Source organism: Pseudomonas kielensis, from assembly GCF_030505375.1.
Lineage (GTDB): Bacteria > Pseudomonadota > Gammaproteobacteria > Pseudomonadales > Pseudomonadaceae > Aquipseudomonas > Aquipseudomonas kielensis.
This window is the reverse complement of sequence record NZ_CP130043.1, coordinates 3726386-3741386: the sequence shown is the minus strand read 5'-3', so window position 1 is coordinate 3741386 and position 15001 is coordinate 3726386. Positions and strand designations below refer to the sequence as shown.

The 15001-nt window shown below is 61.3% G+C and carries 15 protein-coding genes; 9 read left to right on the top strand and 6 right to left on the bottom strand.

From position 1 onward, the window contains the following. Window positions 1-205 precede the first annotated feature (205 nt). The 6 genes from Q1W70_RS17525 to Q1W70_RS17500 all read left to right on the top strand — a co-directional run bounded on the left by Q1W70_RS17525 (window position 206) and on the right by Q1W70_RS17500 (window position 5523). Window positions 206-1273 (top strand): ABC transporter substrate-binding protein, encoded by a 1068-nt coding sequence (locus Q1W70_RS17525; protein ID WP_166591646.1) that lies wholly within the window; start codon window positions 206-208, stop codon window positions 1271-1273. 140 nt (window positions 1274-1413) lie between these two features. Beyond that, window positions 1414-2220: an alkaline phosphatase family protein gene (locus Q1W70_RS17520; protein WP_166591647.1), complete on the top strand. Its 807-nt coding sequence runs from the start codon at window positions 1414-1416 to the stop codon at window positions 2218-2220. Continuing rightward, window positions 2217-3062: an ABC transporter permease gene (locus Q1W70_RS17515; protein WP_302097663.1), complete on the top strand. Its 846-nt coding sequence runs from the start codon at window positions 2217-2219 to the stop codon at window positions 3060-3062. The genes Q1W70_RS17520 and Q1W70_RS17515 overlap by 4 nt, the downstream gene beginning before the upstream one ends. After that, complete coding sequence (locus Q1W70_RS17510; protein WP_159997430.1) at window positions 3049-3849, top strand: ABC transporter permease; 801 nt, start codon at window positions 3049-3051, stop codon at window positions 3847-3849. Before Q1W70_RS17515 ends, Q1W70_RS17510 begins: the two co-directional genes overlap by 14 nt. Continuing rightward, entirely contained in the window at window positions 3846-4835 is a 990-nt protein-coding gene (locus Q1W70_RS17505; RefSeq protein ID WP_166591649.1) for an ABC transporter ATP-binding protein, read from the top strand. Before Q1W70_RS17510 ends, Q1W70_RS17505 begins: the two co-directional genes overlap by 4 nt. Window positions 4836-4869: 34 nt before the next feature. Continuing rightward, complete coding sequence (locus Q1W70_RS17500) at window positions 4870-5523, top strand: HAD family hydrolase (protein ID WP_166591650.1); 654 nt, start codon at window positions 4870-4872, stop codon at window positions 5521-5523. A gap of 57 nt (window positions 5524-5580) precedes the next feature. Here Q1W70_RS17500 and Q1W70_RS17495 read toward each other — a convergent pair whose 3' ends face one another. Continuing rightward, the gene (locus tag Q1W70_RS17495) at window positions 5581-6543 is read right to left on the bottom strand and encodes a zinc-binding dehydrogenase (RefSeq protein WP_166591651.1); all 963 of its coding nucleotides are present in this window, start codon (window positions 6541-6543) and stop codon (window positions 5581-5583) included. Window positions 6544-6681: 138 nt separating this feature from the next. Here Q1W70_RS17495 and Q1W70_RS17490 point away from each other — a divergent pair, with 138 nt between their 5' ends. Next, window positions 6682-8769 (top strand): carboxy terminal-processing peptidase, encoded by a 2088-nt coding sequence (locus Q1W70_RS17490; protein WP_166591652.1) that lies wholly within the window; start codon window positions 6682-6684, stop codon window positions 8767-8769. A gap of 278 nt (window positions 8770-9047) precedes the next feature. On the opposite strand, the gene Q1W70_RS17485 is transcribed toward Q1W70_RS17490, so the two are convergent. The 5 genes from Q1W70_RS17485 to bamJ all read right to left on the bottom strand — a co-directional run bounded on the left by Q1W70_RS17485 (window position 9048) and on the right by bamJ (window position 11737). Continuing rightward, on the bottom strand, window positions 9048-9449 hold the full coding sequence (locus Q1W70_RS17485) for an SEL1-like repeat protein (protein ID WP_166591653.1): 402 nt from the start codon (window positions 9447-9449) through the stop codon (window positions 9048-9050). Beyond that, entirely contained in the window at window positions 9450-9821 is a 372-nt protein-coding gene (locus Q1W70_RS17480) for a hypothetical protein (RefSeq protein WP_166591654.1), read from the bottom strand. Beyond that, window positions 9818-10159 (bottom strand): helix-turn-helix domain-containing protein, encoded by a 342-nt coding sequence (locus tag Q1W70_RS17475; RefSeq protein ID WP_166591655.1) that lies wholly within the window; start codon window positions 10157-10159, stop codon window positions 9818-9820. The genes Q1W70_RS17480 and Q1W70_RS17475 overlap by 4 nt, the downstream gene beginning before the upstream one ends. A 115-nt stretch (window positions 10160-10274) precedes the next feature. Then, window positions 10275-10730 carry a YkvA family protein gene (locus tag Q1W70_RS17470; RefSeq protein WP_166591656.1) on the bottom strand — a complete coding sequence of 152 codons (456 nt, stop codon included), beginning with the start codon at window positions 10728-10730 and terminating at the stop codon, window positions 10275-10277. Between the two features lie 293 nt (window positions 10731-11023). After that, window positions 11024-11737, bottom strand: a complete 714-nt coding sequence (gene bamJ, locus Q1W70_RS17465; protein WP_095170311.1) for a BamJ family beta-barrel-assembly machinery protein — start codon at window positions 11735-11737, stop codon at window positions 11024-11026. Window positions 11738-12007: 270 nt separating this feature from the next. Between bamJ and Q1W70_RS17460 the strand changes: the two genes are divergently transcribed. After that, entirely contained in the window at window positions 12008-13816 is a 1809-nt protein-coding gene (locus Q1W70_RS17460; protein ID WP_166591657.1) for a di-heme-cytochrome C peroxidase, read from the top strand. 28 nt (window positions 13817-13844) lie between these two features. Next, the gene (locus Q1W70_RS17455; RefSeq protein ID WP_166591658.1) at window positions 13845-14981 is read left to right on the top strand and encodes a catalase family protein; all 1137 of its coding nucleotides are present in this window, start codon (window positions 13845-13847) and stop codon (window positions 14979-14981) included. Window positions 14982-15001: the final 20 nt, after the last annotated feature.

The following is a 15001-nucleotide window of genomic DNA, read 5'->3' as shown; positions in this document are numbered from 1 at the left end:
GTCCCCGTAAACCGGCCTTCTCCCGATGGTCTACGCTTAGCTCGTTGTCACCCCTAGTGCGCAAAAAAAAGCCGAGGGCCGGGGTCACCGACATCAAAGTGTCATCCAGCCCACCTAAATTGGCTCAGGTATTGCTGACCTAGACCAACCCAACCGCAAACGTTCGATAAAAACGCAGCGTTGAATACGCCCAAAGGAGCTTTCGATGAAACAGCTTTTCCTGGCATCCCTGTTAGGCTCGACCATTGCCATGTGCACCGCCGCCATGGCCGCTGATACCGATCTGAAAACCCTGGAAGCCGCTGCGCGAGCGGAAGGCGCGGTCAACAGTGTCGGCATGCCCGATGACTGGGCCAACTGGAAAGGCACCTGGGAAGACCTGGCCAAGACCTACGGCCTCAAGCACATCGACACCGACATGAGCTCGGCGCAGGAAATCGCCAAGTTCGCCGCCGAAAAAGACAACGCCAGCGCCGACATCGGCGACGTCGGCGCGGCCTTCGGCCCGATCGCGGTCAAGCAGGGCGTGGTACAACCCTACAAGCCTTCGACCTGGGACCAGGTACCCGACTGGGCCAAGGATAAAGACGGCAACTGGGCCCTGGCCTACACCGGCACCATCGCGTTTATCGTCAACAAGAAGCTGCTGCACGGCTCCCCGGCACCGACCAAATGGGCCGACCTCAAGACCGGCAAATACAAAGTCTCCATCGGTGACGTGAGCACCGCCGCCCAGGCTGCCAACGGCGTGCTGGCAGCGGCCCTGGCCAACGGTGGTGACGAGAAGAACCTGCAACCGGCGCTGTTGATGTTTGCCGAAATCGCCAAGCAGGGTCGCCTGTCGATGGCCAACCCGACTATTGCCACCATGGAGAAAGGTGAGGTCGAAGTGGGTGTGGTCTGGGACTTCAACGGCTTGAGCTACAAGGCCAAGATGGCCAACCCGGATGACTACACCGTGCTGATCCCCTCCGATGGCTCGGTAATTTCCGGCTACACCACGATCATCAACAAATACGCGAAGAACCCCAACGCCGCCAAGCTGACCCGCGAGTACATCTTCAGCGATGCGGGCCAGATCAACCTGGCCAAAGGCAACGCTCGGCCAATCCGCGCCGAACACCTGACCCTGCCCGCCGAGATCCAGGCCAAGTTGCTGCCTAACGAGCAGTACAAAGGCGTGACCCCGATCAAGGACGCCGACGCCTGGGAAAAAACCTCCAAGGCGCTGCCACAGAAGTGGAACGAAGAAGTCATCGTAGAGATGAAGTAACCCCTGTAAGAGCGAGCCTGCTCGCGATGGCGGCCTGACATTCGAAGATCCTCTCGGGTGTCAGACCGCTCTCGCGAGCAGGCTCGTTCACACAACGAATTACGATGTTTCGAGTTACTGATGTACGGAGTTTCAGTGCCATGAGTCACAACGTCATCCTTGTCGTCCTCGACGGTCTCAACTACGAAGTCGCGCGGCACGCCATGGGGCATTTGCAGGCCTATGTGCAGGCGAAAAAAGCCGCCCTGTACAAACTCAACTGCGAGCTGCCTTCGCTGTCGCGCCCGCTCTACGAAACGATCCTGACCGGGGTCACGCCGATCGACAGCGGCATCGTCCACAACAACGTCGCGCGCCTGTCCAACCAGCGCAGCATTTACCACTACGCCCGTGACGCCGGCCTGACTACCGCCGCCGCGGCCTATCACTGGGTCAGCGAGCTGTACAACCGCTCCCCCTTCGTCCCGGCCCGGGATCGCCACACCGCCGAGCCCGAGTTGCCGATCCAGTACGGCCACTTCTATTGGTCCGACCACTACCCGGATTCGCACCTGTTCGCCGACGCCGAGCACCTGCGCCTGCAACATGCCCCGCACTTTCTGCTGGTGCACCCGATGAACATCGACGACGCCGGGCACAAGCACGGCCTCGACACCCCGCAGTACCGCAACAGCGCCCGCTCGGCCGACATCATCCTGGCCGACTACCTGCAAGGCTGGCTCGACGCCGGCTACCAGGTGCTGGTGACCGCCGACCACGGCATGAACAACGACCGCTCCCACAACGGCCTGCTGGCCGAGGAACGGGAGGTCCCGCTGTTTGTGATCGGCAATGCCTTCAGCTTCGACCCCGATGCCGCTCCCGCACAGCTCGAACTGTGCGGCACGGTGTGCCAGTTGCTCGGCATACCCCACGACAAACCTGTATGCCGGGAGTTGCTCAAGTGAACGCCATCACGCGCGGTAAATGGCTGGCAGCCTTGTGCCTGGTGCCTTTTGCGATCTTCTTTTTCGTGTTCCAGATCGCCCCGCTGTGCTGGGTGCTGATCAACAGCCTGCAATCGGAAGAGTTTGGCTGGGGCCTGGCCAACTTCGATAAAATCTTCAGCTCCAGGTTCTATCTGCAAGCGATCCAGCACAGCCTGGAAATCAGTTTCTATTCCAGCCTGTTCGGCATTGTCATCGCCATCCTCGGCGCCTACTCGCTGCGCCGGGTCGACTCCAGGCTGCGCAACTTCGTCAACGCCTTCGCCAACATGACCAGCAACTTTTCCGGTGTGCCCCTGGCCTTCGCCTTCATCATCCTGCTGGGCTTCAACGGCAGCATCACCATCATGCTCAAGCAGGCCGGGATCATTGAGGACTTCAACCTGTACTCAAAAACCGGGTTGATCATCCTCTACACCTACTTCCAGATCCCCCTGGGCGTATTGCTGCTGTACCCGGCGTTCGACGCCCTGCGCGAAGACTGGCGCGAATCCGCCGAGTTGCTGGGGGCCAACGGCTGGCAGTTCTGGCGCCACATCGGCCTGCCGGTGCTGACCCCGGCCCTGCTCGGCACTTTCGTGATCCTGCTGGCCAACGCCCTGGGCGCCTACGCCACGGTGTACGCCCTGACCACCGGCAACTTCAACGTCTTGCCGATCCGCATCGCGGCGATGGTTTCAGGTGACATTTCCCTCGACCCGAACATGGCCAGCGCCCTGGCCGTGGTGCTGGTGGCCTTGATGACCCTGGTGACCGTGGTCCATCAGTTACTGTTGAAGAGGAGCTACCATGTCTCGCGCTGAACCCGGCTCTGCAGCCCTTTATCACCGTGTGGTGGTCTACCTGCTGTTTGCCATCTTGCTGTTGCCGCTAGTTGGCACGCTGATCTACTCGATTTCCAGCAGTTGGTCGGCGACCATCCTGCCCTCCGGCTTCACCTTCAAGTGGTACCTGCAACTGTGGAGTGACCCGCGTTTTCTCAATGCCTTCGGCCAGTCGCTGCTGGTCTGCGTCGGGGCACTGATCCTGTCGGTGGTGCTGATCCTGCCGCTGCTGTTCGTGGTGCACTACCACTTCCCGAAACTCGATGCGCTGATGAACATCCTGATCCTGCTGCCGTTCGCGGTGCCGCCGGTGGTGTCCTCGGTGGGCCTGTTGCAGCTCTACGGTTCCGGACCGTTCGCCATGGTCGGTACGCCCTGGATCCTGGTGGGCTGCTACTTCACCGTGGCGCTGCCGTTCATGTACCGGGCAATCACCAACAACCTGCAGGCGATCAACCTGCGCGACCTGATGGACGCTGCCCAGTTGCTCGGCGCCAGCACCTTCCAGGCAGCGTTCCTGGTGGTGCTGCCGAACCTGCGCAAGGGCCTGATGGTGGCGTTGCTGCTGTCGTTCTCGTTCCTGTTCGGCGAGTTCGTGTTTGCCAACATCCTGGTCGGCACCCGCTACGAAACCCTGCAGGTGTACCTCAACAACATGCGTAACAGCAGTGGCCACTTCACCAGCGCACTGGTGATCTCCTACTTCCTCTTTGTGCTGGTTCTGACCTGGGCTGCCAATATCTTGAACAAGGACAAAAGCCAATGAGCTATGTCAGCGTCCAACACCTGCAAAAAAACTATTCCGGCACCACGGTGTTCAGTGACATCAATTGCGAAATCCACAAGGGCGAGTTCGTCACCCTGCTCGGCCCATCGGGTTGCGGCAAGTCCACCCTGCTGCGCTGCATTGCCGGGCTGACCGCGGTGGATGGCGGCAAGATCCTGCTCGAGGGGCAGGACCTGGTGCCCATGAGCCCACAAAAACGCGGGATCGGCATGGTGTTCCAGAGCTATGCGCTGTTCCCCAACATGACCGTGGAGCAGAACGTCGCCTTCGGCTTGCGCATGCAGAAGGTCAATGCCGACGACAGCCACAAGCGCGTGCAGGAAGTGCTGCAACTGGTGGAGCTGACGGACTTTGCCGCGCGTTATCCGCACCAGTTGTCCGGCGGCCAATGCCAGCGCGTGGCCCTGGCCCGCTCCCTGGTCACCCGTCCACGCCTGCTGCTGCTCGATGAGCCGCTGTCGGCGCTGGATGCGCGGATTCGCAAGCACCTGCGCGAGCAGATCCGACAGATCCAGCGTGAATTGGGGCTGACCACTATTTTCGTCACTCACGATCAGGAGGAAGCCCTGACCATGTCTGATCGGATATTCCTCATGAACCAGGGAAAAATCGTACAAAGTGGCGACGCAGAGACCCTCTACACTGCGCCAGTGGACGTGTTTGCCGCCGGATTCATCGGCAACTACAACCTGCTTGATGCCGCCAGTGCCAGTAAACTGCTGCAACGTCCCGTCAACAGCCGCATCGCGATTCGCCCCGAGGCCATCGTACTGAGCCGCACGGGCGAACCCGATACCCTGATCCGCAGTCACAGCCTGCTGGGCAACGTGATTCGCTATCGGGTCGAGTCACGCGGCGTGGAGTTGGTGGTGGATGTCCTGAACCGTTCGGCGGCTGACTTGCATGCCGACGGTCAGCGCCTGGCACTGTCCATCGATCCGAGCGCCCTGTGTGAGGTCGCCTGATGATGTCAACGAATGAGCTGAAGAGAGAGCACTGATGGCCCTGGCAATTTTTGATCTGGACGAAACCCTGATTCACGGCGACTGTGCCACCCTCTGGAGTGAACAGATGGCCCGCCTGGGTTGGGTCGACGGCGAGTCGTTCATGCGCCGCAACAACGAACTGATGGACGCCTACAGCCACGGCAAGCTGGCCATGGAAGAGTTCATGGCCTTCAGCCTGGAACCCTTGATCGGGCGCACCCCGCAAGAGGTCGAGCACCTTGTGGGGCCCTGGGTCGAAGACTTTATCGAGCCGATCATTTTCAGCGATGCCACCAAGACCATCGCCGCCCACCGCAAGGCAGGCGACCGGATCCTGGTGATTTCCGCCTCGGGCACCCACCTGGTCACGCCCATCGCCGAGCGCCTGGGTATCGATGAGGTGCTGGGTATCGAGCTGGAGGTGGTCAATGGTTTCTACAGCGGCCAAACCGTCGGCACCCTGACCTACCGCGAAGGCAAAATCACCCGCCTGCTGGAATGGCTGGACGCCGAAGAAGAAAATCTCGAAGGCGCGAGTTTCTATTCCGACTCCCGCAACGACCTGCCCTTGCTGCTCAAGGTCGACTTCCCCCGCGTGGTCAACCCGGACCCGGTGTTGCACGCGCACGCGCAACAGGCCGGCTGGCCGATTCATCACTGGAAGTAATCGAGAAACTGTGTGGGAGCGCCGTCCGGCAGCTCCCACAGGTTCGATGCAATCGCCTCAGGTCAGGCTCTCGTCAATCACCAACACCAGCTTGCCCGACACCTGATTGGTCGCCAGTTCGGCAAACGCCGCCTCGGCATCCTTGATCGGGAAGGTCTTGGCCAGTTGCGGGCTCAAGCGGCCTTCGGCGAACAATGGCCAGACGTGCTGGCTGAGATCGCTGAACAGATCGGCCTTGAACTGCTCGTCGCGACTGCGCAGGGTCGACCCCAACAATTGGATACGCTTGGCCAGCACCTGCGCCAGATCGAGCTTGGCATCACGCCCGCCCATCAGGCCAATCAACACCCAGCGTCCGTCCCGGGCCAACACCTTCAGGTTCAACGCCGCGTAGTTGGCGCCGACCGGGTCGAGGATCACATCGAACGGCCCCAGGTCGCTCAACCCCTCCAGACCCTCGGTGCGCACCACCCCGCCCTGGGCGCCCAGCGCTTCGCAATAGGCCAGCCGATCGGCCGAGCCGACACTGACCCAGCACGGGTTGCCAAAGGCCTTGCACAGCTGGATGGCCGCCGAACCCACGCCACTGGCACCGGCATGCAGCAAGACTTTTTCCCCGGGTTTGAGCGCCGCCAGTTGAAACAGGTTCAGCCAGGCGGTGCTGTACACCTCCGGAAGCGCCGCCGCTTCGGCCAACGACAGGCCCTCCGGCACCGGCAGGACGTGGCGACCATCGACCACCACCTCCTCGGCCATCCCTCCTCCGGCCAGCAGCGCACACACCCGGTCACCGATCTGCCAGGATGAGCCCGGGCCGACCTCGCTGATGACCCCGGAGCACTCCAGCCCCAGCACCTGGCTGGCACCCGGAGGCGCAGGATAGAGCCCCGCTCGCTGCAGCAGATCGGCCCGATTCAACCCCGCGGCCGCGACACGGATGCGAACTTGCCCCACATCACAGACCGGAGCCGGCTCTTCAACCCACTCCACATGTCCCTCAACGCCTTGCAATGCCTTCACAGTGCCTCCATAGTGAGTCTGGACTGAGCCCGATGCTATAGCGCCGGGCTTTTTGCATTATGCGACCGGTCCTTGTGGAACCGGCGACTTCAAAGACGGCCTAATATGCGTTATCAATTGTCCCCGCGTCGAATCGGCATGAAGCATTTGTTCCCCAGCACCGCACTCGCCCTCCTCATCGGCCTGGGCAGCTTGTCGCTCGCGCCCGATACGTTCGCAGCCAATAGCTGGGACAAGCTTCAGCCCGACCGTGACGAGGTGATCGCCAGCCTGAACGTCGTCGAGCTGCTCAAGCGCCACCACTACAGTAAGCCGCCCCTCGATGATGCGCGCTCGGTGATCATCTACGACAGCTACCTCAAGCTGCTGGATCCATCGCGCAGCTACTTCATGGCCAGCGACATTGCAGAATTCGACAAATGGAAAACCCAGTTTGACGACTTCCTCAAGAGTGGCGACCTGAAACCCGGGTTCACCATCTACAAACGCTACCTGGACCGGGTCAAATCCCGCCTGGAGTTCGCCCTGGCAGAACTCGACAAAGGCGTGGACAAGATCGACTTCAACGCCAAGGAAACCTTGCTGATCGATCGCAAGGACGCCCCGTGGCTCAAGTCCAATGCCGAACTCGACGACCTGTGGCGCAAACGCGTCAAGGACGAAGTGCTGCGCATGAAAATCGCCGGCAAGGACTCCAAGCAGATTCAGGAAACCCTGACCAAGCGCTACAAGAACCAATTGTCGCGCCTGGACCAGACCCGCGCCGAGGACATCTTCCAGGCGTACATCAACACCTTCGCCATGTCCTACGATCCGCATACCAACTATCTGTCACCGGATAACGCGGAAAACTTCGACATCAACATGAGCCTGTCCCTGGAGGGCATCGGCGCCGTGTTGCAGAGCGATAACGACCAGGTCAAGGTCGTGCGCCTGGTGCCTGCAGGTCCAGCCGACAAGACCAAGATGGTCGCGCCGGCCGACAAGATCATCGGTGTCGCCCAGGGCAACAAGGAAATGGTCGACGTGGTCGGCTGGCGCCTGGACGAAGTGGTCAAGCTGATCCGCGGACCGAAAGGCACCGTGGTCCGCCTGGAAGTGATTCCGGCCAGCAATGCACCCAACGACCAGACCAGCAAGATCGTGCCGATCACCCGCGAAGCGGTGAAGCTTGAAGACCAGGCGGTGAAAAAGTCCGTGCTCAACCTCAAGCAGGATGGCAAGGACTACAAACTCGGCGTCATCGAGATCCCGGCCTTCTACCTCGACTTCAAGGCGTTCCGTGCCGGTGATCCGGACTACAAGAGCACCACCCGCGACGTCAAGAAACTGCTGACCGAACTGCAGAAGGAAAAAGTCGACGGCGTGGTCATCGACCTGCGCAACAACGGCGGCGGCTCCCTGCAGGAAGCCACCGAACTGACCAGCCTGTTCATCGACAAGGGCCCGACCGTCCTGGTGCGCAATGCCGATGGCCGGGTCGATGTACTCGAAGACGAAAACCCAGGGGCGTTCTACAAAGGCCCGATGGCGTTGCTGGTCAATCGCCTGTCGGCCTCGGCCTCGGAGATTTTTGCCGGCGCCATGCAGGACTACCACCGCGCGCTGATCATCGGCGGCCAGACCTTCGGCAAAGGCACGGTACAGACCATTCAGCCGCTCAACCATGGCGAACTGAAACTGACCCTGGCCAAGTTCTACCGGGTTTCCGGGCAGAGCACCCAACACCAGGGCGTACTGCCGGACATCGATTACCCGTCGATCATCGACACCAAGGAAATCGGCGAAAGCGCACTGCCTGAAGCCATGCCGTGGGACACCATCCGCCCGGCCATCAAACCGGCCGTCGACCCATTCAAACCCTTCATCGCCCAGCTCAAGTCCGAGCATGACGAGCGTACCGCCAGGGACGCCGAGTTTGTCTTCATCCGCGACAAACTGGCCCTGGCCCAGAAGCTGATGGCAGAAAAAACCGTCAGCCTCAACGAAGCCGAACGCCGCGCGCAACACACCGATATCGAAGCCCAACAGCTGGCGATGGAAAACATCCGCCGCAAAGCCAAAGGCGAAGAGCCGCTCAAGGAACTGAAAAAAGAAGACGAAGACGCCATCGCGGCCGAGCCAGACAAGACCAAGCCGGAAGACGACGCCTACCTGAGCGAAACCGGGCGGATCCTGCTGGACTACCTGAAACTCAACACCGCGGTCGCCAGCAACAAGAAGTAATGGCCATCCCAGCAACACGCTGACCAGAAAAGACCGGGCTTGCCCGGTCTTTTTTTGCCCACGAGATTCTTGCCGCATCAGGGCATGGTCAGATCCTCGCGAAATCGACCCTGCCAGTTAAAAACTGTTACCTATGTGCGTGAACCAATTTGTAACCCATGTGGGTGAGTCATACCCCGGCAAGTCCTTTTGGGGCGTTTGCCAAAAGTGCCTGGCCGTAAGGGCGAAACCCTCAGCCGCCGTGACCGCTGCAATGGATATGCCCACAAAATCCAAGATCAACCAGACCGCACAGCCAATTCCCGCAACTTGATCGCCGCCAACGGATGCCCAGCCTTTTCCGCCAGCCCCCACCAGCGAGCCGCCTCCACCGGATCCGGAGCCTTGCTCGGAGTCCCGGCCAGACTGATCACGCCAACTTGATAGGCCGCCTTGCCATCGCCCGCCAACGCTGCCAGGCGCAGCAAACGCACCCCCTCCTCGCGAGCCCCCAGGCCAACCCCGCGAAACGCCAGGATGTGACCATAGAAGCTCTGGGCCCCCACGTCCCCCAGGTTGGCCATCCGCGCAAACTGCCCCTCCAGCCAAGCCCAGCCTCGCGGCTGACGGACAAACCAGGACCAGTGAAACAGCCGGCGGGCCAGCCAGTAGCTGACATGCGCCTTGAGTCGTAGCAACACTCAGGCCTCCGCAGATTCAGGGTATTGGTACTCGAACACACGAACCACTTCCGAAGCATGCCAGGACGCCGCTGCCACGCCGTCGGAGGGCCCGGAGAAACGCCCCAGACGCTCCACACACTCGAAGAACCCAGTGCGCGGCAATCGGCTCGCGCCCTGGCTGATCACCAGCGAACTGCGCAGCGGTTGTTCGGCCCGGGCGTCCAGTGCCGCCAAGTGCTCGAGGGCGGCCGTCAGGGTTTGCATGGCCGGGCTCGGCAACTGCAGCCGCTCCAGCAGCGCACGATAAGTCAGCAAGTGGCGCTGGCGGCGCGCCTGATCCAGCTCACCGAGCAAACCGTCCCAATGTTGACGACTGATCCGTACACTCACGATTCATCCCTCCAACCCTGCACCTTCAACTCCCAGGCCAGGCTGCGGCGAATCGCGGCGTCGGGCTGGCGCTCGCCACTTTCGATCAAGGCCAGGTAGGAAGGGCTGATGCCTACGGTGCGGGCCAGCGCCTCAATGGCAATGCCCTGTTCTTCACGTAGATGACGCAGTTGATCGAGGCCCGGAAGAACCGGGTCCGAGGTGGCCGCGTGCGGGACTGTGGCTGCACGCGGTGGTTGTTCCTTGACGCCTGCAGCTTTCAACAATGCTTGATACTGCGCCCATGGCAACACCGCGTATTCGGGCTCACCATCACGTGTGATTATCTGAATATCCATGACTACCCCGTAGGACAACAACACTTAGCGAGTCGGCACTTTTCCCTTGAAGTGTAATCCTAACAGTCGCCAAGGTCGCTGGGGCGTATCAATCTCTGGATGAATCTGATTCGATTCAGGTTTTTTTCGGGCCCTGAAGCAACAACTGCTCGGGCGAATCAGGCAGGCGCTCGAGACTCACCAGTTTTTCCGGGTGCTGGCGGTTGCGCCAGAGACGGAAAGCCGTCAGCTCGTCATCCAGGGTTTTCATCAGCCACGCCAGCACAGCGATGTCATCCAGCATGCCAAACATCGGGATGAAATCGGGAACGGCATCCAAGGGGCTGAGGAAGTACATCAGGCCGGCCACCACCGATACCAGTGCCTTGGGACTGATGGCCCGGTACTCGCCGCGCCAGTAAGCCAGGCACAGCGCCTGCAGCAAGCGCAGGTCGTCCTTGAGCTTGCCCAGGCGGAAACCCTGACTGGCGCCCTTGCTGGCCACTGCGAAAAGCAGGGTCGGCAAACGGCCTCGACTGATCAAGCGACCGGCCAAGGGCAGGAACCGAGCAAAATTCCAGGGTGTTTTCATCATGCCTCCACTGAAATGTTATCCACACAAATTGTGGATAACCTTGTGAACAGAGCCGCTTTTCAGGCCTCAAAGCCCCGTTTTACAAGGGCTCAAGTCAGATCGGGCGTTTTTTACTCACATGAAAAAACCCCAACATTTCATTGACTTGGCGGCCTGGTGCGGCTAACGGCGGCGCCTTCAATGCTATGACTGCTACGACCGGTGTCGGTTCGACTGGATTTTCCACCACCGGCCGCCAGATGCAACAACGCCCCGGATAAACGGGGCGTTGTATTTCAATCCGACGCAGCTTACTTGGCGTCGTCTTGCTTGGCTGGATCTTTGATCGCCAGCAGCTCCAGGTCGAATACCAGCACCGAGTTGGCCGGAATTGCCGGGCTAGGGCTTTGTGCGCCGTAGGCCAGTTCGCTAGGAATGTACAGCTTGTACTTCTCGCCTACGTGCATCAGTTGCAGGCCTTCGACCCAACCCGGGATCACGCCGCTGACTGGCAGATCGATCGGGCTGCCACGCTCGACCGAACTGTCGAACACGGTGCCGTTGGTCAGGGTGCCGGTATAGTGCACAGTCACGACGTCGGTAGGCTTAGGCTGGGCGCCGTCGGCCTTCTTCACGACTTCGTACTGCAGGCCGGAAGCCGTGGTGGTCACACCGGCTTTCTTGGCGTTGTCTTCGAGGAATTTCTTGCCGGCTGCGGCCGACTCTTCGCTCATCTTGGCCATGCGCTCTTCAGCACGCTTTTGCAGCGCTGCGAAGGCTTCGACCAACTCTTCATCCTTGAGCTTCTGTTCTTTCTTGCCGACAGCATCTTCGATGCCTTGGGCTACGGCTTTGGAGTCCAGGTCATCCATGCCTTCCTGAGCCAGGCTCTTGCCCATGTTCAGGCCGATACCGTAGGAAGCTTTTTGCGCCGGGGTTTTCAGCTCTACGCTGGTCTGCGAGTCACAACCCGCAAGTACCAGGCTAACCAGGGCCACCGCCGCCGCCAACCGATGCTGTTTCATGCTATTTCCTTGTTCATGCGCCTAAAGGGCAATCGAATAAAGCCGCGAGCTTATCAGGCCGCCACGACCAATGGCTACCGGCATGAGAGCAGGAAAGCTCCGATAAGTTCAGGTCTTTTAACGCGTTTTGCCCAGGAACCGGGTGAAGTTTCTGTCAGCTTCGGCCGAGGGCAGATGCAGCCTGTTCTCACAGGCTATGGCGTAATGGCCTCTTGCTGCCAAACTTGAGCTCAGGCATAACACCCCGATCACTCTACAAGGACGTTTATCGTGCGCCTGCTGCTCCGTTTTCTACTGCTGATTCTGCTCCTGCTGGGGGTCGCGCTGGCCGTTGTGCTGTATTACGTGGCCAACCCCAAGCTGCCGGTCTATACGCCTGTCACCCAGGTGAATTACCTCGACCAGTGGAGCGACGCCGATCGCCAGACCTATTACTTCACCCCCCAGGGCACCCAGGTAAAGGGTTTGCGGTACGACTGGTTCAAGGCCCTTGAGCTGCCGTTTTCCGAGCAGCGCTTTGCCGCGCCGCAGTACCTGGCGCGCTTCGGCTTTCTGGTGGACCCGACGCAAACGGCCACCCCCAGCAACCCGGGCAACCTGCCGGTGGGCTTCGCCAGGCACCAGAATCCTGGCAGTAAAGAAGAGTATCTGGATATTACCTGCGCCGCCTGCCACACCGGTGAGCTGCGCTACCAGGGCCAGGCCCTGCGCATCGATGGCGGTACGGCGCAGCACGTGCTGCCCTCCAGCGTACCCACCTTGCGCGGCGGCAGCTTCGGCCAGGCGCTGGTGGCCAGTCTTGCCTCGACCTATTACAACCCGTGGAAATTCGAACGTTTCGCCCGCAACGTGCTGGGTCAGGACTACGACACCGGGCACGAACAACTGCGCAAGGATTTCAAGGCCTCGCTGGACACCTTCCTGCGGGTGGCCTGGAACGACACCCATCGCGGCCTCTACCCCACCGAGGAAGGTCCCGGGCGCACCGACGCCTTCGGCCGTATCGCCAATGCCACCTTCGGCGACGCCATCTCCCCGGACAATTACCGGGTAGCCAATGCGCCAGTGGACTATCCACAACTGTGGGACATCTGGACCTTCGACTGGGTGCAGTGGAACGGTTCCGCCCAGCAGCCCATGGCGCGCAATGTCGGCGAGGCGTTGGGGGTGGGTGCCACCCTGAATTTCTTCGATGCCAATGGCCAACCGCTCAAGGGCGATGCGCGCTACCCCTCCAGCGTGCGCGTGCGGGACTTGCACCTGATCGAAGAAACCCTCAAGCGCCTCAAGCCGCCGGCCTGGCCCGAAGCACTGCTGGGCCCCATCGACAAGCCCCTGGCCGCCCAGGGCCGTGCGCTGTTCGCCGAGAACTGCGCCGGTTGCCACGTGCCCAAGGTGATCCAGGCCAACGGTCGCCCCGAGCAGCAGTTGAAGATGCTGCCGGTGGCAGTGATCGGCACCGATCCCTCCAGCGCCCACAACATCGCGCAGCACCGCTTCGACGTCACCCCTCTGCAATGGGACCCGGCGGAATTGGCCAACCTCGACGTCAAGCTGCAACCCACGCCCACCGAGCCTCTGGACCTGAGCCAGCTGTCAGTCGCCAAGGGCCTGGCCTACGTTACCGCCTTCGTCGAGAGCCGCGCCTACCGCGAGGCCAACGTCACCCCAGAAGAGCGGCCGGACATGGATGGATTCGCCCTGCCGATCGGCGTGCGCGAGCGCGTGGCCTACAAAGCCCGGCCGCTGGCCGGCGTCTGGGCCACGGCGCCTTTCCTGCATAACGGTTCGGTGCCGAGCCTCTACCAACTGCTGTCACCGCAAAGTGAACGAGCGAGCACCTTCTATAAAGGCACCTTCGAGTACGACCCCAAACACCTGGGCTATCGCACCGAAGCCTTCGACAACGGGTTTGTGTTCGATACGCGGGTGACCGGCAACCATAACAGCGGCCACGAATTCCGCGCCGGCGAACGGGGTAACGGGGTCATCGGGCGCTTGTTGCTGCCCCAGGAGCGCTGGGCGCTGCTGGAGTACCTGAAGGTACTGGGCGGCCCCCTGGAGGCGCAATTGCCATGAGCCACGGACAGCCAGGAAGGAGTTTTACATGTTGATGAGCTTATGGCTGCGCCTCGCGGCGTTCTTGGCTAAATCCCTGCTGTGGCTGCTCGGGCTCGGCCTGCTCGGCTGGGCCCTGGCCAGCGCCTGGTGGGCCTGGCAACACAGCGGGCCGGTGTCCGCCCAGGAGCAGATACCCGCCGGCGAAACCGCGATGACCCAGGAGGTGATCCAGACCGCCGTGCGCATCGTCGACCAGCACCGCGACAACACCCGTTACCTGCGTGATGCCCACGCCAAGGCGCACGGCTGCCTGAAGGCCGAGGTCCAGGTGCTGACCGACCTGGCTCCCGACCTGCGCCAGGGCGTATTCAGCGAAGCCGGCAAGACCTGGCAAGCCACCCTGCGACTGTCCAACGGCAATGCCTACCCGCAGTTCGACAGCATGCGCGACGCCCGGGGCATGGCCCTGAAGTTGCTCGATGTACCCGGAACGCAGTTGCTCAAGGACCGCCAAGGCCGTGGCGAACAGGACTTTGTCATGTTCAACCACCCGAACTTTTTCGTCAGTGACGTCGCCGAGTACCGACAGAACGTCGCGGCCCAGGCTGACGGCAAAAAGGTCCTGGCGTTCTTTCCCGGCTGGGACCCGCGCAGCTGGCAGGTGCGCCACCTGTTCATCGCCCTGGCGACGCTGGCGCCGGCGCCGACAAGCCCGACCCAGAGCACTTACTTTTCCGTCTCGCCCTATAAGTTCGGCAACGCCAACGCCAAATTCCGCGTGGCCCCCGACCCCGACAGTTGCCCGAGCTACACCCTGCCCGCGCAGAACCAGGCATTGCCGAACTTCCTGCGCAGCGCATTGAACCAGCAACTGTCGACGGACCGGGTCCCGGCCTGCTTTGTCCTGCAGATCCAGCGTCAGGATCCGCGCGCATACATGCCGATCGAAGACACCAGTATTGAATGGCAGGAAAGCGACGCGCCGTTCGAAACCGTGGCGCGCATCCGGATTCCCGCCCAGGACTTCGACACCCCGGCACTGAACCTGCAATGCGACAACCAGTCGTTCAATCCCTGGTTCGGGTTGGAGGCCCATCGCCCCATCGGCGGGATCAATCGGCTGCGCAAAGCGGTGTACGAAGCGGTCAGCGATTACCGACACGCCCGTAACGCCGAACAGTAGGCCCCAGCCGCACGCGCGTC